At 70.5% G+C, this 19067-nt stretch carries 16 protein-coding genes; 12 read left to right on the top strand and 4 right to left on the bottom strand.

All coding sequences use genetic code 11. The annotated features are described in order from the left end of the window. Window positions 1-62 precede the first annotated feature (62 nt). The 11 genes from EER30_RS22440 (at window position 63) to EER30_RS22490 (ending at window position 11595) form a co-directional block, all read left to right on the top strand. Entirely contained in the window at window positions 63-1769 is a 1707-nt protein-coding gene (locus tag EER30_RS22440) for a ThuA domain-containing protein (RefSeq protein WP_127502458.1), read from the top strand. Window positions 1770-1815: 46 nt separating this feature from the next. Beyond that, window positions 1816-2955, top strand: a complete 1140-nt coding sequence (locus EER30_RS22445; protein ID WP_127502459.1) for an inositol-3-phosphate synthase — start codon at window positions 1816-1818, stop codon at window positions 2953-2955. After that, window positions 2942-3781 carry an SCO3242 family prenyltransferase gene (locus EER30_RS22450; RefSeq protein WP_127502460.1) on the top strand — a complete coding sequence of 280 codons (840 nt, stop codon included), beginning with the start codon at window positions 2942-2944 and terminating at the stop codon, window positions 3779-3781. The genes EER30_RS22445 and EER30_RS22450 overlap by 14 nt, the downstream gene beginning before the upstream one ends. Next, the gene (locus tag EER30_RS22455) at window positions 3778-4605 is read left to right on the top strand and encodes a sugar phosphate isomerase/epimerase family protein (RefSeq protein ID WP_127502461.1); all 828 of its coding nucleotides are present in this window, start codon (window positions 3778-3780) and stop codon (window positions 4603-4605) included. Before EER30_RS22450 ends, EER30_RS22455 begins: the two co-directional genes overlap by 4 nt. Then, window positions 4589-5143: an EboA domain-containing protein gene (locus EER30_RS22460; RefSeq protein WP_127502462.1), complete on the top strand. Its 555-nt coding sequence runs from the start codon at window positions 4589-4591 to the stop codon at window positions 5141-5143. Before EER30_RS22455 ends, EER30_RS22460 begins: the two co-directional genes overlap by 17 nt. Further along, complete coding sequence (locus tag EER30_RS22465) at window positions 5143-5991, top strand: TatD family hydrolase (RefSeq protein WP_127502463.1); 849 nt, start codon at window positions 5143-5145, stop codon at window positions 5989-5991. Before EER30_RS22460 ends, EER30_RS22465 begins: the two co-directional genes overlap by 1 nt. Continuing rightward, window positions 5991-7100, top strand: a complete 1110-nt coding sequence (gene eboE, locus EER30_RS22470; RefSeq protein WP_127502464.1) for a metabolite traffic protein EboE — start codon at window positions 5991-5993, stop codon at window positions 7098-7100. Before EER30_RS22465 ends, eboE begins: the two co-directional genes overlap by 1 nt. Next, entirely contained in the window at window positions 7097-8467 is a 1371-nt protein-coding gene (locus EER30_RS22475; RefSeq protein ID WP_127502465.1) for an alkaline phosphatase family protein, read from the top strand. Before eboE ends, EER30_RS22475 begins: the two co-directional genes overlap by 4 nt. Then, window positions 8464-9534: a polyprenyl synthetase family protein gene (locus tag EER30_RS22480; RefSeq protein ID WP_127502466.1), complete on the top strand. Its 1071-nt coding sequence runs from the start codon at window positions 8464-8466 to the stop codon at window positions 9532-9534. The genes EER30_RS22475 and EER30_RS22480 overlap by 4 nt, the downstream gene beginning before the upstream one ends. A gap of 108 nt (window positions 9535-9642) precedes the next feature. Then, on the top strand, window positions 9643-10620 hold the full coding sequence (locus EER30_RS47990; protein WP_127502467.1) for an AraC family transcriptional regulator: 978 nt from the start codon (window positions 9643-9645) through the stop codon (window positions 10618-10620). A 9-nt stretch (window positions 10621-10629) separates the two neighbouring features. After that, window positions 10630-11595, top strand: coding sequence for a helix-turn-helix transcriptional regulator (locus tag EER30_RS22490; RefSeq protein WP_127502468.1), 966 nt, complete (start codon window positions 10630-10632; stop codon window positions 11593-11595). 229 nt (window positions 11596-11824) lie between these two features. On the opposite strand, the gene EER30_RS22495 is transcribed toward EER30_RS22490, so the two are convergent. The 4 genes from EER30_RS22495 to EER30_RS22510 are packed head-to-tail and all read right to left on the bottom strand — an operon-like array spanning window position 11825 to window position 17010. After that, window positions 11825-13393 (bottom strand): copper resistance CopC family protein, encoded by a 1569-nt coding sequence (locus EER30_RS22495; protein ID WP_127502469.1) that lies wholly within the window; start codon window positions 13391-13393, stop codon window positions 11825-11827. Between the two features lie 49 nt (window positions 13394-13442). After that, window positions 13443-15722 (bottom strand): putative bifunctional diguanylate cyclase/phosphodiesterase, encoded by a 2280-nt coding sequence (locus tag EER30_RS22500; RefSeq protein WP_127502470.1) that lies wholly within the window; start codon window positions 15720-15722, stop codon window positions 13443-13445. A 50-nt stretch (window positions 15723-15772) separates the two neighbouring features. Continuing rightward, window positions 15773-16660, bottom strand: a complete 888-nt coding sequence (locus EER30_RS22505; RefSeq protein ID WP_127502471.1) for a DUF1648 domain-containing protein — start codon at window positions 16658-16660, stop codon at window positions 15773-15775. Then, complete coding sequence (locus EER30_RS22510; protein ID WP_127502472.1) at window positions 16657-17010, bottom strand: GntR family transcriptional regulator; 354 nt, start codon at window positions 17008-17010, stop codon at window positions 16657-16659. The genes EER30_RS22505 and EER30_RS22510 overlap by 4 nt, the downstream gene beginning before the upstream one ends. Before the next feature lie 240 nt (window positions 17011-17250). On the opposite strand from EER30_RS22510, the gene EER30_RS22515 reads away from it, so the two are divergent. Next, complete coding sequence (locus EER30_RS22515) at window positions 17251-19029, top strand: ATP-binding protein (protein ID WP_127502473.1); 1779 nt, start codon at window positions 17251-17253, stop codon at window positions 19027-19029. The last annotated feature ends 38 nt before the right edge of the window (window positions 19030-19067 follow it).

Genomic DNA, 19067 nt, shown 5'->3' on the forward strand with positions numbered 1-19067 from the left:
CCATGGAGTGGGCGCTCGTTCCCCCAAGCGAGCGCCCACTTCCCCCCAACCAAGGAGGCTTCATGCGCAAGCTCCTGGCCGGCGCGGTGACCCTGGTCGCCCTCGCCGCCTGCACCTTCACCGCGTCGTCCCCGGCGAACGCCGCCGACGCGCCCTACGACGTGCTGGTCTTCAGCAAGACAGCCGGGTTCCGGCACGACGCGATCGCGACCGGCATCCAGACCATCCGTGATCTCGGCGCGGCCAACAGCTTCACGGTCACCGCCACCGAGGACGCGAACGCTTTCACGACGTCCAACCTTTCCCAGTACGAGGCCGTGGTCTTCCTCAACACCACCGGTGACGTGCTCAACTCCACCCAGGAGACGGCCTTCGAGTCGTACATCCGGGGCGGCGGCGGGTTCGTCGGCGTGCACGCGGCGGCCGACACCGAGTACGGCTGGGGCTTCTACGGCCAGCTCGTCGGGGCCTACTTCAACTCGCACCCGGCGATCCAGCAGGTCACCTCGCGCGTGCAGGACCGCGGGCACGCCAGCACCGGGCACCTGCCGCAGTCGTGGACCCGCACCGACGAGCTCTACAACTACTCCACCAACCCGCGCAGCAGCGCGCACGTGCTGGCCACACTGGACGAGTCGACGTACTCGGGCGGCAACATGGGCAGCGACCACCCGATCGCCTGGTGCAAGACGATCGACAGCGGACGCTCCTGGTACACCGGCTTCGGGCACACCCAGGCCACGTACTCCGAGGCGAACTTCCGCAACCACCTGCTGGGCGGCCTGCGCTACGCGTCGAACCGCAGCAAGGCCGACTGCCGCGTCGAGACCGGTTACACCTCGATCTACAACGGCAGCACGACCGGCTGGTCGCAGGCCGGGCCGGGCAGCTTCACCAACACCGACGCGACCCTGACGTCGACCGGCGGCATGGGCCTGCTCTGGTACAACGCCAAGCAGTACACGTCGTACTCGCTGAAGGCCGACTGGAAGCTCACCGGCGACAGCAACTCGGGCATCTTCGTCGGCTTCCCCAACCCGGGCAACGACCCGTGGGTGGCCGTCAACCAGGGCTACGAGATCCAGATCGACGCCACCGACGCGGCCGACCGCACCACCGGCGCGATCTACACCTTCAAGTCGGCCGACCTGGCCGCCCGCGACGCCGCGCTGAACGCGCCCGGCGAGTGGAACACCTACGAGCTGCTCGTCGAGGGTCAGCGGATCCGGGTCTACCTGAACGGCCGTCTGATCAACGACTTCACCAACACCGACCCGAACCGTAACCTGGACGGTTATATCGGCCTGCAGAACCACGGGGCCGGCGACACGGCGGCGTTCCGCAACGTGCGGGTCAAGGAACTGACCGGTCAGCCGCCGGTCAGCAATCTGGCCCTCAACAAGGCGGCCACCGCCTCCAGCACCGAGAACGCGTCCTACCCGGCCTCGAACGCGGTCGACTCGTCGGCGACGACCCGCTGGTCGAGCGCCTTCAGCGACCCGCAGTGGATCCGCGTCGACCTGGGCGCGACCTACAACATCAACCGCGTACGCCTGCAGTGGGAGGCGGCCTACGGCTCGGCGTACCAGATCCAGACCTCGCCGGACGGCAACACGTGGACGACCCAGCGGTCGATCACCGGGGCCAACGGCGGCGAGGACGACCACACCGGGTTGAGCGCTCAGGCCCGGTACGTCCGCATCAACGGCACTCAACGGGCCACGGCGTGGGGCTACTCGCTCTTCGCGTTCGAGGTCTACGGCAACTGATCCACAGCAACAACTGATCCACGGCAACAACGAAAAGAGGGTTCGGATGACGACCGGCGTGTGGTTGATCGGAGCACGAGGATCTGTGGCGGTGACCTGCATGGTCGGGGCCACCGCACTACGCGCCGGGCTCGCCGAGCCGCTCGGTTGCGTCACCGAGCTGCCGGAACTGGCCTCCGCGGCCGTTCCGGGGCTGGCCGAGCTGGCGTTCGGCGGGCACGACATCAGCGACCTTCCGCTCGAGAAGAAGGTCGAGGACCTGGTCGCCGCCGGCGTGCTTCCCGCACGCCCGGCGGCGGCCGTCGCCGACAAGCTGGCGGCGCTGGAGCGCGAGCTGCGCCCGGCGCCGGTGGCGGCCACCCAGCTCGAGGTGGCGCGGCTGGTCGCGCAGGACATCGACGACTTCCGGCGCCGCCGGGGCCTGGAACGGGTCGTGGTCGTCAACGTCTCGTCGACCGAGCCGGTGCCGGCGGCCGACCCGGCGTTCGAGAATCTGGCCACGCTGGAGGAGGCGCTGGCCGAACGAACCGTGCTGCCGCCCAGCTCGCTCTACGCGTACGCGGCCTTCCTCGCGGGCTGCTCCTACGTGGACTTCACCCCGTCGACCGGTGCCCGCCTGCCCGCCCTGCGCGAGCTGGCCGGCCGGGCCGGGCTCCCCTACGCCGGGCACGACGGCAAGACCGGCGAGACGCTGGTCAAGTCGGTGCTGGCGCCCATGTTCGCGATGCGCAACCTGCGCGTGCGCACCTGGTCGGGCACCAACCTGCTGGGCGGCGGCGACGGCGCCAACCTGGCCGACCCGGCCGCCAACGCCGCCAAGGCCGGCAGCAAGCAACGGGTGCTGGCCGAGACCCTCGGCTACCAGCCGCAGGGCAGCAGCCACATCGAGTACGTCGACGACATCGGCGACTTCAAGACCGCCTGGGACCTGATCACCTTCTCCGGGTTCCTGGGCACGCGGATGAAGATGGAGTTCTCGTGGCACGGCTGCGACTCCGCCCTCGCCGCGCCGCTCGTGCTCGACCTGGCCCGGCTCACCGCCGCCGCGCAGGCCGCCGGGCGCAGCGGGCCGCTGACCGAGCTGGCGTTCTTCTTCAAGGACCCGATCGGCGACGTGCCGCACGACCTGGCCGGCCAGTGGGCCGCGCTGGTGGCCTTCGTGCGGGGGCTCGATGAGCCTGCGTGACCTCGCGGAGCTCGTCCGCGCCCCGGCCGCCCTCTCGGTGCCCGGCGACACCGTCGCCGGAGCGGCCGCGAGCGGCGGCCCCCGGCCGTCCACGCCGGGGCTGATCGCGGCCTCGGTGTGCCTCTACTGGGGTGGCATGGCCGCCAACGACTGGGCCGACCGCGAGCTCGACGCCACCGAACGACCGGAGCGGCCGATCCCGTCCGGACGGGTCTCGCCCCGGCAGGCGCTGCTCACCGCGGCCGGGCTGACGGCGGCCGGGGTCGGCATCGCCGCCCTGGCCGGCGGGCGCAAGGCGGCCGCGGTCGCGGCCCCGCTGGCCGCCGCGGTCTGGGCCTACGACCTGTGGGCGAAGAACACGCCCGCGGGGCCGGCCGTGATGGCCGCCTGCCGCGGGCTCGACGTGCTGCTCGGCGCGAGCGGAGGCCGTCTGCGCCCGGCGGTGCCGGCGGCCCTCACGGTCGCCGCGCACACCTACACGGTCACCGCCCTCTCACGGCACGAGGTGCACGGCACCACGCCGGCGCTGCCGCTCACCACGCTGGCCGGAACCGTCGCGCTGGCCGCGACGGCGGCGGGCCGGCGACCGGGGCCGGCCGGGTTGCTGGCGGGCTGGTACGCGGCCGGTTACGGCCGGGCGCAGGCCCGCGCCGCGGCCGAACCCACCGCCTCGAACGTGCGCGCGGCCGTCGGCGCGGGCATCACCGAACTGCCGGGACTGCAGGGCGCCTTGACGGCGAAGGCGGGCTCACCGGCGTACGGGATAGCCGTTGCTCTTATCGCGCCGCTCGCCCGGCGCCTGGCGCGGAAGGTGTCGCCCACATGAGATTCGGCTACGGGACCAACGGGTTCACCAACCATCGGCTGACCGAGGCGCTCGAGGTCATCGCGGAGCTCGGGTACGACGGGGTCGCGCTCACGCTCGACACCAACCACCTCGACCCGTTCGACGGGGAGCTGGCCCGGCGCACGGCCGTCGTCGCCGCCGACCTGCAGCGGCTCGGCCTGGGCGTCGTGATCGAGACCGGCGCCCGCTATCTGCTCGACCCGTGGCGCAAGCATTCGCCCACGCTGATGGACGACGACCCGGCCAAGCGCCTCGAATATCTGCGGCGGGCCGTACGGGTCGGGGCCGATCTGGGCGCCGAAGCCGTCTCTTTCTGGGCCGGAATAGGCCCGGCCGATCGCTGGGACCGGCTGGTCGACGGCTGCCGGCAGATCGTCGACGTCGCGGCCTCATCAGACGTGACGCTCGGGTTCGAGCCGGAGCCGGGCATGCTCGTGAACGACATCGCCGACTGGCAGCGCCTGCACGCCGACCTCGGGGAACCGGCCAACTTCGGCATCACGCTCGACATCGGGCACTGCCGCTGCCTCGAGCCGATCCCGGTCGCCGACTGCGTGCGGGCCGTACGCGAGCACCTGGTCAACGTGCAGATCGACGACATGCGACGCGGGGTGCACGAGCACCTCGAGTTCGGCACCGGCGAGATCGACTTCCCGCCGGTGCTGGCCGCGCTGGCCGACTACCCGGGGCTGATCTCGGTGGAACTGCCGCGGCACGGCCACGCGGCGCCGACGATCGCCGCGCAGTCCCTGGACTTTCTGCGGAACGCAGCCAAGGAGGCCACCCATGACCACATTGGATGAGTTGCGCGGCGCACTCGGGCCACGGATCGAGGAGGACCTGGGCCGCGGCCCGGCCTCGGTCGCCGGCCTCTTCCCCGCGGCGGGCCGCCGCTACGGCCACTCTCCCCTGACCGACGGCTGGACGGCCGACGAGGCGGCGCGGGCGGTGCTGCTCTCGGCCGTGTCACCCGACGAGATCGCCGAGGTCTACCGCTACGGGGACACGGCCGAGAAGCTGGCCGTGCTGAAAGCGCTCCCCCTGCTGCCGATCGGCGCCGAGGCGGTGCCGTTGCTCGAGGACGCGCTGCGCACGAACGACACCCGGCTCGTCACCGCGGCCCTCGGCCCGTACTCGGATCATCTCGGCCAGGAGGCGTGGCGCCAGGCCGTACTCAAGTGCGTCTTCATGGGGGTGCCCCTGAAGGCCGTGCACCGGCTCACCGAACGCGCCGACGACGAACTGGGCGCCATGCTCCGGGCCTTCGCCCACGAACGTCACGCCGCCGGCCGCGACATGCCGCCCGACGCGCTCGCCCTGCTCGCCCTCAAGGAGGCCTGATGCGCATCTTCGACCCGCACATCCACATGACGTCGCGCACCACCGACGACTACCAGCGCATGGCCGAGGCCGGGGTGAAGGCGATCGTCGAACCCGCCTTCTGGCTCGGTCAGCCGCGCACCGGCCCGGGCTCGTTCACCGACTACTTCGACTCGCTGATCGGCTGGGAGCCGTTCCGGGCCTCGCAGTTCGGCATCAAGCACCACGCCACGATCGCGCTGAACCCGAAGGAGGCCAACGACCCGCGCTGCCGTCCGGTCCTCGACCTGCTGCCCCGCTACCTGGCCAAGGACGGCGTCGTCGCGGTCGGCGAGATCGGGTACGACTCCATGACGCCCGCCGAGGACGAGGTGTTCGCAGCCCAGCTCTCCCTCGCCCTCGACCACGACCTGCCGGCGATGGTGCACACGCCCCACCGGGACAAGGCGCGCGGCACCCAGCGCAGCCTCGACGTCGTGAAGGAGTCGGGCATCGACCCCGGCCGGGTGCTGCTCGACCACCTCAACGAGGTCACCGTGGCGGCCGCCCGCGACGCCGGGGTGTGGGCCGGGTTCTCCATCTATCCCGACACGAAGATGTCGCCGGACCGGATGGTGACGATCCTGCGCGAGTACGGCCCCGAACGCGTCCTGGTCAATTCGGCGGCCGACTGGGGCAAGTCCGACCCGTTGCTGACCCTGCGGACGGCCGAGGCGATGCTGGCCGCGGGCTTCGACGAGGACGACGTCGATCGGGTGCTGTGGCGCAACCCGGTCGAGTTCTACTCGCAGTCGGGGCGGCTCGACCTCACCGACGTCGAGGCCGGACCGACCTTCGCCGGGAACTCGATCCTGCGCGGAGGCAGCTGATGCATCTCAGCTACTGCACCAACGTGCACCCGGCCGAGGACCTCGCCGGCATTCTCGAACAGCTCGACACGTACGCCCAGCCGATCCGGCAACGGCTCGGCACGGACGTGCTCGGTCTGGGCTTATGGCTGGCCGCCCCGGCCGCGGCCGAGCTCGCCGCCGACCCCCGATCGCGTCGCCGGCTGCGGCAGGAACTCGACGCGCGCGGCCTCGAGGTCGTCACCCTCAACGGCTTCCCGTACGAGGCGTTCCAAGCGCCCGTGGTCAAGCACGCGGTCTACTACCCCGACTGGACGTCGCGTGATCGGCTCGACTACACGCTCGGCCTGGCCCGCATCCTGGTCGACCTGATGCCGGACACCGCGTCGTACGGGTCGATCTCGACCCTGCCGCTGGCCTGGCGCACGCCGTGGGACGTCTCTCGCGCGGATGCCGCCCGCCGGCACCTCGACGAGCTGACCCGTGGGCTCGACGCGATCGCCGGGGAGACCGGCCGGCTGATCCGGGTCGGGTTCGAACCCGAGCCGGGCTGCCTCATCGAGAACACCACGCAGGCCGCGCGACTGCTGGCCGGCACCGACCCGCGCTACCTGGGCGTCTGCCTTGACCTGGCCCATCTCGCGTGTGCGTGGGAGAACCCGGCCGAGGCGCTCGACCGGCTGCGCACGGCCGGGGTCCCGGTGGTGAAGACGCAGGTGTCGGCGGCCCTGCAGGCCGATGACCCCCTCGCCACCGAGGACGTGCTGAGGGCGTACGTGGAACCGCGTTTCCTGCATCAGACCCGCACGGTGCTGGGCGGGGCGACCGACGACCTCGACGCGGCCCTCGACGAGAAGCTGCCCGGGCCGTGGCGCATCCACTACCACGTACCGCTGCACGCCGCCCCGGCCGCGCCGCTCACCTCGACGGTGCCGGTGTTGCGCGAGGCGATCCATCAGCTCCTCAGCGCGCCCGGACCGCGCTGCGAACATTTCGACGTCGAGACGTACACCTGGGGTGTTCTGCCGGAGGACCAGCGGCCTGCCGACGCCGCCGGACTCGCCGACGGGATCGCGGCCGAACTGGCCTTCGCCCGGGACCTGCTGGCCGCGGAGGTGGCTGCACGATGACTCAGCTTCTGGTGCTCGACGTGGTCGGGCTGACCCCACGCCTGCTCGAACACATGCCGCGCCTGCGGGCCATCGCCGAGCGCGGATTCCAGGCCCCTTTGGGCACGGTGCTGCCCGCGGTGACCTGCTCGGCCCAGTCGACGTTCCTGACCGGCGCGATGCCGTCCGAGCACGGGATCGTGGGCAACGGCTGGTACTTCCGCGACCTCGGCGAGGTCTTCCTGTGGCGGCAGCACAACGGACTCGTGGGCGGCGAGAAGATCTGGGACGCGGCCCGCAAGGCCCGGCCCGGCTACACCGTGGCCAACGTCTGCTGGTGGTATGCGATGGGCGCGCAGGTCGACTGGACCATCACGCCGCGCCCGATCTACCGCGCCGACGGCCGCAAGGAGCCGGACTGCTACACCTATCCGCCCGAGCTGCACGACGAGCTGCCCCAGTTCCCGCTGTTCACCTATTGGGGGCCGGGCGCGGGCATGCCGTCGTCGCAGTGGATCGTGCGGGCGGCGCAGCACCTCGTGCGCACCCGCAACCCCGATCTCACCCTCGTCTACGTGCCACACCTCGACTATGACCTGCAGCGTTTCGGCCCGTCCAGCCCTGAGGCGGCGGCCGCGGCGGCAGCGTTGGACGCCGTGCTCGGGCCGCTGCTCGACGACGCGTTCGTTCGCGACATCACGGTGGTGGCGCTTTCCGAGTACGGCATCACGGACGTGAGCAAACCGGTCGACATCAACCGGATGCTGCGCCGTGAAGGGCTGCTCAACGTCCACACGCAGGACGGCATGGAGTATCTCGACCCGTGGACCTCGCGGGCCTTCGCGGTCGCCGACCACCAGGTCGCCCACGTGTACGTGCGCGATCCCGGTGACCTGCCGGCCGTGGCCAAGCTCTGCTCGGCGTTGCCCGGTGTCGAGGCGGTGCTGGACGACGAGGGCAAGGCCTCGCACGGTCTTGACCACTCGCGTGCGGGCGATCTGGTGCTCGTCTCCGACCCGGACGCGTGGTTCACGTACTACTACTGGCTCGACGACGCGCACGCCCCCGATTTCGCACGGGTCGTCGAGATCCACCGCAAGCCCGGTTACGACCCGGCCGAGCTGTTCTTCGACCCGGCCGACCCGGGCGGGGCCAAGCGGCGGGCGGTCGCGGCGGTCGCCCGCAAGAAGCTGGGCCTGCGCTATGTGATGAACGTGGTCGGTCTCGACGAGGGGGCCCGGGCGGTCCGAGGCTCGCACGGGCGGCTGCCCGACGATCCGCTCGACGGCCCGGTGCTGCTGTGTTCAGACCCTTCGGGCGTACGTGACGAGGTCGCGGCCACCGAGGTCAAGGGTCTGCTGCTCGGCCTCGCGGGACTGTCGTCATGACCCTCGAGGCGACCCGCACCCCGCCCGCGGCCGAGCTGAGACAGCGGGTCGACCGGGCCCTCGCCGAGTTCATCGACCGGCAGGACCCGGCCTGGCCGGACGGCGCCCCGCGTGGCGCGCTCGACAGTCTGCGCCGGTTCATCCTGGCCGGCGGCAAGCGGCTGCGGCCGACGTTCTGCTACTGGGGCTGGCGTGGAGGCGGAGGCGACGACTGCCCCCAAGTGGTCAACGCCGCGGCCGCGCTGGAACTGTTCCACGCGTTCGCGCTGATCCACGACGACATCATCGACGGCAGCGACCGGCGGCGCGGGGAACCGTCCATGCACCGGTTCTTCGCCACCCTGCACGACCGGCACTCGTGGCGCGGCGACTCGTCGGCCTTCGGGCGCAACACGGCCCTGCTCTGCGGCGACCTCTGCGCGGCCTGGGCCGAGCAGATGTTCCACGAGTGCGGGCTGCCCATACGGCAGATCCACCAGGGCTATCAGGCGTTCGCGCTGATGCGCACCGAGGTCATCGCCGGGCAGTACCTCGACCTGGTCTCCGGGGTCGGGGACGGCTCGGTGGCGAGCGCGCTCACGGTGATCCGGATGAAGGCGGCCCGCTACACGGTCACCCGGCCGCTGCAGATCGGCGCGTGCCTGGCCGGCGCGCCGAAGGCCCTGTACGCGTCGTTCGTGGACTTCGGTGATCCGCTGGGCGACGCGTTCCAGTTGCGCGACGACGTGCTCGGCGTCTTCGGCGACCCGGCCATCACCGGCAAGTCGACCCTGGACGACCTGCGCGAAGGCAAGCCGACGGTGATGATGGCCCTGGCCCGCGACGCCGCGTCCCGAGCTCAGTCGGCCCAGCTTGCGACGTCCTTCGGCAATCCCTCGCTGGACGCCGACGGTGCGGCTGACCTGCGCACCATCATCGTGGAGACGGGGGCACTGGCCCAGATCGAGCAGATGATCCGCGTACGCGCCGAGGCCGCCCTCACCGCCCTCGACGCCGCGCCGCTCGACGCTACGGTGCGCAAGGCCCTGACTGAGCTGGCCACCGCGGCGGTCGATCGCTCGCTCTGATCCACTTCGCTCCGTCCGGGCCTCATTCACCCGGACGGGGCGGAGGCGGGTGCGCAAGTCGTACAGTTGCTGCGTATAGCGGACATCTGTGGGTTGGGGTGAGCCGTCATGGCCCCGGGAACAAGTCACAACACCGTCCAGCGCTCCGTACTCGAGACCGACGACTTCGACGAGGCGTACGAGTTCCTTCGCGCTGCCTACACCGACCATCGGCTGCGCAGTCCGCGGCCGCCGCCCGGGTTCCGGTTCCGCTCCCGGTTCGCGCAGGCCGACGGCCTCGCGGTCGACGTGCTGACGCACGGCGCCACCCTCAAGGTGAACGCCGACCCGTTCCCGCACGTCATGATCCTGCTGTTCCGCCAGGGCCGCTACGAGGTGCGCACGCAGCACGAGGAAGCGAGGTTCGCCGCCGGCGACGCCCTGTTGTTCCCGCCCGGGGTGGCGTTCGACGCGTCCTGGGACCGCATCAAGTTCGCGCTGGTCCGTTTCCCGATCGCGGTAGCCGAGCGGGTCGCCGCCCGTCACGGGGTGAAGCCGGCTGACCTGCGATTCGACTCGATGACTCCGGTGTCGGCGGCACTGGGCCGACAGTGGACCACCACCTCGGACTACCTGGCCCGCAGCTTCGCCGGACCCGATCCGATGATCACCCATCCGCTGGTGCGGTCGGCCACCGCCGAGGTCGCCGCGGCCACGGCGCTGGCCGTCTTCCCCAACACGACCATGACCGTCGACTACCTCTCCGGCCCCGGCCGGGTCGAACCGGCCGCGATCCGGCGGGCGGTCGCCTTCATCGACACACACGCCGACCAGCCAGTCACGATCGACGACATCGCAGCAGCGGCCGGGGTGGGCGTACGCGCGTTGCAGGCCGGCTTCGCCCACCACCGCGACACCACCCCCGGCGGCTACCTTCGGCGGGTGCGGCTGGAACGCGTCCACCGCGAACTGCAGGCGGCCGACGCGACGCTCGGCGACACGGTCGGCAAGATCGCCCGGCGGTGGGGATTCGGCAACCTCGGCCGGTTCGCCGTCGACTACCGCAAGACCTACGGCCGGTCGCCGAGCCGGACCCTGCGAACGTGAGGGGCGCCGATGGACGCGAACACACCGCGGACGACCTCGCACGAACTCGCCGGCGCGGAAGCGATCGAGCAATTCCTCACCGCCGCGTACGGAACCTCCATGCGCATCGCCGGCGAAGGCGAGCGGCAATTGCTGCACCACCAGCGCTCCGACGCCGGGTTCTTCGCCGTGGAGAGCGCCTACCAGACGGCCCGCCTCTCCTTCCGGGTCGAACCGCTCCACGCGCTCATCATCACCCGCACCATCACCGGGCGCGTGGACCGCTCCACCGAGGGCGCCGAAACCCGGTACGGCGCGGGTGACCTCTACATCATCAGCCGCCCCGACCGGCCGCACACCACCCGATGGCAGGCCGGCCAGGTGGAAAGCTGCATCCTCGACCCCGGGTCTCTCGAATTGCTGGCCGCTCCCGCGCCCGGCCGCCGCCCGGCGTCGATCCGCTTCACCGGCCTCGACCCGGGCTCACCTGAACTGGCCCGCCGCTTCTGGCAGGTCCGCACCTACGTCGCCGAGGTGGTGGCCGACCCGGCCGCCGCCGGCGCGCCGCTGCTGCTGGCGGGCGCGGCCCGATTGCTCGCCGCGGCGGTCCTGGTCACCTTCCCGAACACTGCCCTCATCGACCCGACCATCGAGGACCGCCACGACGCCACCCCCCGAACCCTGCGCCTGGCCATGTCCTACATCGACGACCACGCGGCTGAGGACATCAGCGTCGCCGACATCGCGTCGGCGGCCAGCGTGAGCATCCGCGCTTTGCACCTGGCCTTCCGGCGGCACCTCGCCACCTCGCCCACGGCCCATTTGCGCCGCGCCCGGCTGGCCCACGCCCACGCCGACCTGATTGATGCCGATCCCGCCGACACTACGGTGGCCGCGGTGGCGGCCCGGTGGGGGTTTGCTAGTAACAGCCGGTTTGTCGCGTCGTACCGGGGCACTTTCGGAGTGACCCCGCGAACCACCCTGCAGCGCCGGTAGCAGGGCGGCCGCCGGGTTGCCGGCGCGACCCGTCACGGCGGTCACTGGTCGCGCGACACGAAACAATCACGGAAGACGGGCCCCAGCCCCACGACCGCAACGGGCCGCGCAGAGCCGAACCACGACGGCGACCCGCCTGGAAAGCCCCGCAACCACAGGAACACCGCGTAGAGCCGCACCCGGGACAAGCCACGACGGTCCCGGCCTGGGCGGCCCCGCGACGGCCCTCTTACGTGAGGTCGAACGTGTACTCGGCGCGGTGGACCTGGCCGGCGATCTGGAACTCCAGGTAGGCGCGGTAGCGGGCGTTGCCCGGGATCGAGACGGCGAACTTGATGGCGCCGTCGACCAGTTCGGCCTCGGGGTGGACGTGCACGTAGCCCAGGTCGCCCTCGCGCAGCACGACCAGGTGGCCGAAGGCGCCCAGGTAGCGCTCCAGGGTGGCCGGGCCCGGCGCCCCGCTGCGGGCGACCCGGAAGAGCACGGGCGCGGTCATTCCGGCCTGCGGGGTTCCCTCCATCGTGGCCGTGAACGGGCCGGCCTGTGCCTTGAGCGCGGGCGGGGGCAGAGCCACCTCGGTCGCGGCTCCGGGCACGAGATGATCGATGCCCAGGACCAGGGGAATCGACGTTCCCTGGACGGTTTCGACGGTGAAGTCGGCGAAGACGCGGTAGGTGCCGGGCTTCGTGAGCTTCAACGGCACCGACCACACGCCGTCGGCTGACATGGTCGGGTGCAGGTGCTGGAAGCCGTCCAGGCCGCGGCCCACGACGACCAGGTGCAACGCCTTGTCGTGCACCACGGAGAAACGGGTGGCCGGCTGCCGGTCGGCGCCGACGATACGGAAGGCGTAGTCGATCGTGCTGCCCGCGGCCTGCGTACGCCGGACGGGCTGCAGGACGTAGCCGGTGGAGCTGACCGTCGTCCCCAGCGCTTCGACCGAGGCTTCGCCGCCGGCCGTCCCGCCGTGCTGGTGGCCGCCGGGCATCACTGCCTGCGGGGCTGCCGCCGGGGGCGCCGGAGCGGCCGGGGTCTGTGCGCGGGCTGTTGTGCGGCCGAGCGCATAACCGCCGATCAGAGCCACGACGACCCCGCCGACCGCGATCGGCACGACCGGGATGGCGTTGCGGCGGCGCCAGAGCGCGACACCGGCCACCGCCACCGCCACGGCAGCCGCACCCCCGAGCCAGGCCGGGAGATTGTTTTCCTCTGCCTTGGGAGCAGCGGCGGGCGGGGCCGCCGCCGGGGCCGGGGCCGTGGACGAAGGCGCGGCTGCGGGCGGCACCGCCTTGCCGGAGAGCGCCGGGTCGGCCTGGTTGGTCGGCGGCGTCCAGCCTGATGGCGCGGGCGTCGTCGGTCCGGTGTATTTGAAGGTCACCGTGCCGTGCACCGAGTCGCCGTCCGACGCCCGGGACAGGTAGTCGATCTTGTATTCACCGGTCGCCGGGAAGTGGGCGACGGCCACGCGCGCCGGGAAACCGGTCGTGTACTGCCGCGGCTCGAATTTGCCGTTCTCCATGAAGTATTCGGTGACGGGTGTGTCGAGCGGTCGCGCGCTGCCGTGCTCCCAGCCGTTGTCGACCCGCGCGCCGGCCGGCGACGTGATCGTGAAGTAGGCGTTGTCCGGCACCTGCTCGGTGAAGTAGAGCTCCACGCTGCCCATCGGCGCGGTGACCGTGGCGTTGTTCTTCGGGTTGGACATCGCCAGCGTGCCGTGGGCCGACGCCGGGGCCGGCACGGCAAGGACGACCACCACCGCGGCGACGGCAGTGAGCAAGAAACGACGGACAGCTCCCATCGCTCAATCCTCAAGCCCTGGCGCTTTTAGTCAAGGCATCGAGATCTTTTTATTTTGACGGAAGAAGTCCGGCCAGTGACGGGGCCGGCCGATAGGCGGCGATCTCGTTCGCCGGCATCGGCCGGCCATAGTGGTAGCCCTGGGCGTAGCGGTAGCCGAGCCGCACCAGCTCGGCGGCCTGCTCGGCGGTCTCGACGCCCTCGGCCACCGCGCGCAGGCCCAGCCCCTCGCAGATGCCGATCAGGGCGGCCACCACGACGGCCTGCTGTCCGCCCTCGGTGACATCGTCCACGAACGACTTGTCGACCTTCAGCACATCGGCCGGGCACGTACGCAGCAGACCCAGCGACGAGTGCCCAGTGCCGAAATCGTCGAGAGCGATCTGTACGCCCAACGCGGCGATCGCCCGCAGCTCGGTCAGGGCGGCCCCGCCGTCGAAGACCGCCGTCTCGGTGACCTCGACCGTAAGCACCCCGGGCGGCAGTCCGGTGCGGTCGAGCACGGCCGCGACCTCCTGCGCGAAGCCCGCCTCACGCAACTGGCGGGCCGACACGTTCACGGTCACCGTCCGCGGGGCGGCGTCGCCCAGCTCGTCACGCCACCGCACCGCCTGGCGGCAGGCCTCCTCGAGGATCCAGGCGCCCAACGGCACGATCAGGCCCGTACGCTCGGCCGCCGGAATGAACACGGCCGGGCTGATCGGCCCACGCGCCGGATGCGTCCAGCGCACCAAGGTCTCGACACCGTGCAGCTCGCCGCCGGGCATGGTCACGATCGGCTGGTAGTGCAGGGTGAGCTGGTCGGTGTCGAGCGCGACGCGCAGGTCGGCGGCGAGCCGGGACTGCTCGGCGGTCCGCTGGTCCATCGCCGCGGCGTAGACGACCTGGCGGCCCTTGCCCTGCCGCTTGGCCTCGTACATCGCCACGTCAGCACGGCGCAGCAACTCCTCGGCGGTATCGCCGGCCCGAGCCGGAGCCAGCCCGATGCTCGCCTCGACCACCAGCTCGTGCCCGCCCGCCCGCACCGGACTGCGCAGCTCAGCGGCGATCGCGGACAGGGTCGCACACACCTCGCCGCGCAGCAGCAGCGCATACTCGTCGCCTCCCTGCCGGGCCGCGAGGTTACCGGCCGGCAGCCGCGCCGCGATCGACGCGCCGACCGCGGTCAGCAGCTCGTCGCCGACCGGGTGGCCGAGGTCGTCGTTGATCTCCTTGAAGTCGTCCAGGTCGATCAGGGCGACCGTCACGCCGTCCGGGTCGTCGGCGAGGGCAGCCGCGATCTCGCGGGCCAGCACCGTGCGGTTGGCCAGGCCGGTGAGCGCGTCGTGGCCGGCGCGGTGGGCCAGTTCGCGCTGGCGGGCGTCGAGGTCGTCGAGAAGCCGGGCGTTGTCGCGCAGCGCCACGACCTGACGAGCGGCGACCACCACGGTCACGGTCACCGAACCGATCGCGACGACCAGCATGTCGGGCGCCCGCTCGGCCGCGGTGAACAGCAGCAGGCCGCCCGTGGCCAGCACCGCCCCGTACGGCATGAGGCTGAGCCGGCGCGTGAGCGGCCGGGGCTGGGGACGGCCGGCGAGCGTGGCCCGCGACTGGCGGTCGGCGGCGAGGCTGAGCAGCAGGCTGGTCGTAGGCAGCAGCACGTGGGTGACGTTCAGGTGGGGCTTGTCGGCGAACAGCGGCGCCAGCGCCCCGCCGCCCGCACCGACCGCCCCGGTCACGGCGAGCAGGTGCAGGGCCCGCCGGTCGATCAGGCCGGTGCCGGTGAAGGCGACCTTGACGAACGCGAAGACGCAGACGAAACCGGCCGCCACCACGATGCCGGCCGCCGCGAAGTCGCCGGTCCCGCCGACCGACCAGTGGTGCCAGCGGGGGTACGCCAGGTGCCAGCTGAACGTGACCACCGTGACCAGGACGGTGGCGATGTCGAGACCGAAGCGGGTCCACTCGATGCTCGTACGCCGCGCCCCGGGAATGCGCAGCAGCCCCACCAGGAACGCGAGCAGCCCCGCGACCAGGATCAGTGCGGTCGCCCCGCCGATGTGCTGATTCTCCTGGCGGCCGGTGAGGTTGTCGAAGGCGCTGAGCGCGGTGCCCAGGCCGATCAGCGCGATACCCGCCGAGGCGTACCGCCAATACGTGCGGCCGTCGGCGGCGGCGCGCCACGAGATGACCGTGGCCACCGGGACAGAACCGAAGAGCGGGAGCCACCCGTACGCGGAAGGGGTTGTCGTGAACAGGCCGACGGTGAAGTAGATCGCGGCGGTGAGCTGGAACCCCACGGCAAGCGCGAGGGGACGCGTCAGGCGCCACGGAAGCACACTCTCCACACGGTTCCCATCGGCCCGTGACCGCCGGAGGCTGAGCTAAGTGCCCGGCTTTACCCGGACACGAGGGCGCCGAGCAGGGCGGCCGGCGTGCGCGGGTCGTCCATGGTGATCGCGAGAAGGTGGCCGTTGGTCAGGTAAAGCACCAGGCCGGGACCTTTGCGCAGGACGAGGGCCGAGCGGCCCGGCGTGATGCGGTAACCCCAGCCGCCCCACTCGAGCGGGTTGATCTCGGTGGCATCGGCCCGAACGATGTCTTTCAGCGGGACGGTCTTGAACGGGATGTCGAGCAGGCCCGCCACCAGACGTACGCCCCGGCGGTCGACGGTGACCCGGACGCGGCCGAAGACGAGACCGGTGAGCACGGGCACGGCGAGCACGGGCCAGATCTCGACCGGGCCGGCCGCGGCGACGACCGCGATCACCAGGGCCGCGATCACGCTGATGGTGAGCAGGAGCGGGGCACGCTGGGTGGTGGACCAGGCCGCGCGCTCGGTGGGCGACAGGTCGAGCGGGGTCACGGTGACCGGGGGCGGCGTGTGCCCGCCCGGCTGCGGGCCCGCCACGACCGCGACGACGGCGGCCCAGCCGATGCCGGCGACGAGCCACAGGAAGCGCCAGCCCAGGCGGGTGTCGACGGGATCGGTGGAGGCCGCGGCCAGCCAGACCCCCGCCGCGCCGCCGGCGACCGCGCCGCACGCGGCGAGCAGGTAACGCGTACGTGGGACGAACAGGGCGGCCACCCCGGCGGCGACACCGACCGCCAGGATCGCCACGGCGAACCCGGTCGCGTCGCTGAACCCGTCGGCCGGGCCGGTGCCGCTCCAATGAGTGGGGAGACGGTCGGGCAGCCGATCGGACCAGGCCGCCCACGTGAACGCGGTGACCGCCAGGGGCAGCCAGATCAGGATCAGCGCCGCCCAAATCCTCGAACGGGTCATGGTTGTGCCTCCCTCACTATCGCAAGCATCTCGGCGTTGCCCAGCCCCTGCCGGCGCGCCTCCCCCACGAACTGCCGGGCCAGATCGAGCAGCCGCAGCCGGGCCACGTCAGCGTCACCGCGCACCACGGCGCCCCGGCCTCGGCGCAGCTCGATCAGCTCTTCGTCGCGCAGCTTGGCGTAGGCGCGCAGCACGGTGTGCAGATTGACGTCGAGCACGTCGGCCAGCTCGCGGGCGGCCGGCAGCCGCTCCCCCGGCATCAGCTCGCCACGCAGCACCCCACCCCGAACCTGCGCCGCGATCTGATCAGCGAGCGGCTCGGCCGCCGCCACATCCACCCGGAACAACATGTTCGCATTCTACTATAACAAGTAGTCGTTCGCTGCCGGCATCACCGGTTCTCCAGACAGGAACACCGTCTTCCTAAGTCAGGAAGAACAAGCTTGAACTTAGGAAGATGCGCAGCCGTCTCGGCACGCGCGGAAACCTAAAATACCTGGTCAAGGGCCCATCAAGGCTTCTTCCTCAGACATGGCATCATCTTCCTAAGACCGGTTCTGTTTGCTTCCTGACTTAGGAAGAAGCGACGCATGACAACTGAGTGGCTTGAGGGCTTGATCACGGAGCTGCGTAAGTTCGGCTCGGAGGCAACGAGGGTCGAGGTCAAGGCGGCATCTGGCGGCCTACCCGCCTCGGCCAGGGAAAGCCTCGCCGCCTTCTGCAACAGCCCTGGTGGCGGCACCCTCATTCTCGGCCTGGATGACACGCCCGGCTTCCAGCCTGTCGGGCGGCTGGACGCTCGAAAGCTTCAAGCCGATCTTGCCGCCATGTGCCGTGACGACCTGACACCCCCGCTTCAACCGGACATCTTCATCGGGGACGTCGACGGCTCTCCAGTCGTCGTAGCGCAGGTATTCGAGCTCCCACGTGAACAGAAGCCCTGCTACATCACCACAAAGGGTCTCAGCCGCGGCGCCTTCATCAGAGTGGCAGATTCGGACAGACGTCTTACGGCCGAGGAAGTACATCAACTGATCGCCGAGCGAGGGCAGCCCGTATTTGATGCGGAGGCTGTGGATGGCGCAGACCTGACCGCTCTGGATGAATCAGCGGTCAGCAGCTATGCAAACCGCCTTCGCGAACAGAATCCGCGCCTATGGGCCAACGAGTCCATCGAAACCATCCTACGGATGAATCGAGTCATTGTTCCCGACTCAACCGGCGAGTATCGACCGTCAGTCGCCGGACTACTTTCACTCGGCCACTTCCCGCAACAGTTTTTCCCTCAGCTGAACGTCACTTTCGTGCACTATCCAACGTTGACCGGCGAGAGCTCACCGTCCGGAATCAGGTTCCTCGACAACGTAAGCCTGAACGGGTCGATACCGTACATGGCGCGTGAAGCACTCGCGGCGATTCAGCGAAACATGACACGCAGGTCGCTCATCACCGGCGACGGCAGGCGCGACGTCTGGGAATACCCACCTGAAGCACTTCGAGAAGCAATCGTCAACGCCCTCGTCCATAGGGATCTTTCTCCCGGCAGTCGTGGGACGCAGGTTCAGATCGAGCTTTATCCCGATCGCCTCAAGATCCAGAACTCTGGAGGGCTGTTCGGTTCGCTGGACGTAAACCGTCTCGGCGAAGAAGGCCGATCGTCAGCTCGAAACTCGCTGCTGCTCAAGCTCCTGGAGGACGTCACCGTTCCAGGGGAAGACAGAACCGTATGCGAGAACCGCGGGTCCGGCATCCGAGCGATGATATCTTCGCTTCGCCGAGCCGGCATGGGACCTCCGTCGTTCAAGGACCGGGTCACATCATTCGAAGTACTGATGCCGAATCACGCGCTTCTCGACGACGACACCGTCATGTGGCTCAGCGCGCTGGGTCGCGGAGGAATTCGAGACTCGCAATGCATAGCCTTGGCATTGATGAGGCGCGGCGAAGTGCTCGACAATTCCAAGTATCGGGCCGCGACAGGGGTGAATGACAGCCGCGTCGCATATTTCGAGCTGCAAGACCTTGTCGCACGCGAACTCGTCGACCAAACGGGGAGCCGCGGCGGTGCACGCTATACACTGTCCGAATACGCCCGTCTCGTCGGCACGCATGAGGCCCGGCGTCGGCCTCGACCCAACAGAAGACTGCAGATAATCGAGGCGCTCGCGCATCTCGGCGATCTCTCCAAGGCAGAAATCGCCCAAACGATCGGGGCTACCGAAAAAACCGCAGAGCACTGGCTTGGCCGGCTCAAGCGTGACGGCGAGATCGAGGTAATCGGTGGCAAGAACCGAAGTAAGAACACCCGTTACATTTTGAGCCCCCAGCTGCGGCTCCTGCTTGCGGACGCCGAACCGATGGATCGATAAGACCGAACGTGGTTCGTCAAGGATCCCCGGCCCGGCCG

The sequence above is a fragment of the Actinoplanes solisilvae genome (assembly GCF_003999975.1).
Lineage (GTDB): Bacteria > Actinomycetota > Actinomycetes > Mycobacteriales > Micromonosporaceae > Actinoplanes > Actinoplanes solisilvae.

Coding starts and splice junctions, on each gene's coding strand:
- EER30_RS22510 (WP_127502472.1), bottom strand. CDS start 17,010: ATGTTGTTCCGGGTGGATGTGGCGGCGGCCGAGCCGCTCGCTGATCAG.
- EER30_RS22460 (WP_127502462.1), top strand. CDS start 4,589: ATGACCACATTGGATGAGTTGCGCGGCGCACTCGGGCCACGGATCGAG.
- EER30_RS22490 (WP_127502468.1), top strand. CDS start 10,630: ATGGACGCGAACACACCGCGGACGACCTCGCACGAACTCGCCGGCGCG.
- EER30_RS22475 (WP_127502465.1), top strand. CDS start 7,097: ATGACTCAGCTTCTGGTGCTCGACGTGGTCGGGCTGACCCCACGCCTG.
- EER30_RS22495 (WP_127502469.1), bottom strand. CDS start 13,393: ATGGGAGCTGTCCGTCGTTTCTTGCTCACTGCCGTCGCCGCGGTGGTG.
- eboE (WP_127502464.1), top strand. CDS start 5,991: ATGCATCTCAGCTACTGCACCAACGTGCACCCGGCCGAGGACCTCGCC.
- EER30_RS22465 (WP_127502463.1), top strand. CDS start 5,143: ATGCGCATCTTCGACCCGCACATCCACATGACGTCGCGCACCACCGAC.
- EER30_RS22450 (WP_127502460.1), top strand. CDS start 2,942: ATGAGCCTGCGTGACCTCGCGGAGCTCGTCCGCGCCCCGGCCGCCCTC.
- EER30_RS22455 (WP_127502461.1), top strand. CDS start 3,778: ATGAGATTCGGCTACGGGACCAACGGGTTCACCAACCATCGGCTGACC.
- EER30_RS22445 (WP_127502459.1), top strand. CDS start 1,816: ATGACGACCGGCGTGTGGTTGATCGGAGCACGAGGATCTGTGGCGGTG.
- EER30_RS22440 (WP_127502458.1), top strand. CDS start 63: ATGCGCAAGCTCCTGGCCGGCGCGGTGACCCTGGTCGCCCTCGCCGCC.
- EER30_RS22505 (WP_127502471.1), bottom strand. CDS start 16,660: ATGACCCGTTCGAGGATTTGGGCGGCGCTGATCCTGATCTGGCTGCCC.
- EER30_RS22515 (WP_127502473.1), top strand. CDS start 17,251: ATGACAACTGAGTGGCTTGAGGGCTTGATCACGGAGCTGCGTAAGTTC.
- EER30_RS22480 (WP_127502466.1), top strand. CDS start 8,464: ATGACCCTCGAGGCGACCCGCACCCCGCCCGCGGCCGAGCTGAGACAG.
- EER30_RS47990 (WP_127502467.1), top strand. CDS start 9,643: ATGGCCCCGGGAACAAGTCACAACACCGTCCAGCGCTCCGTACTCGAG.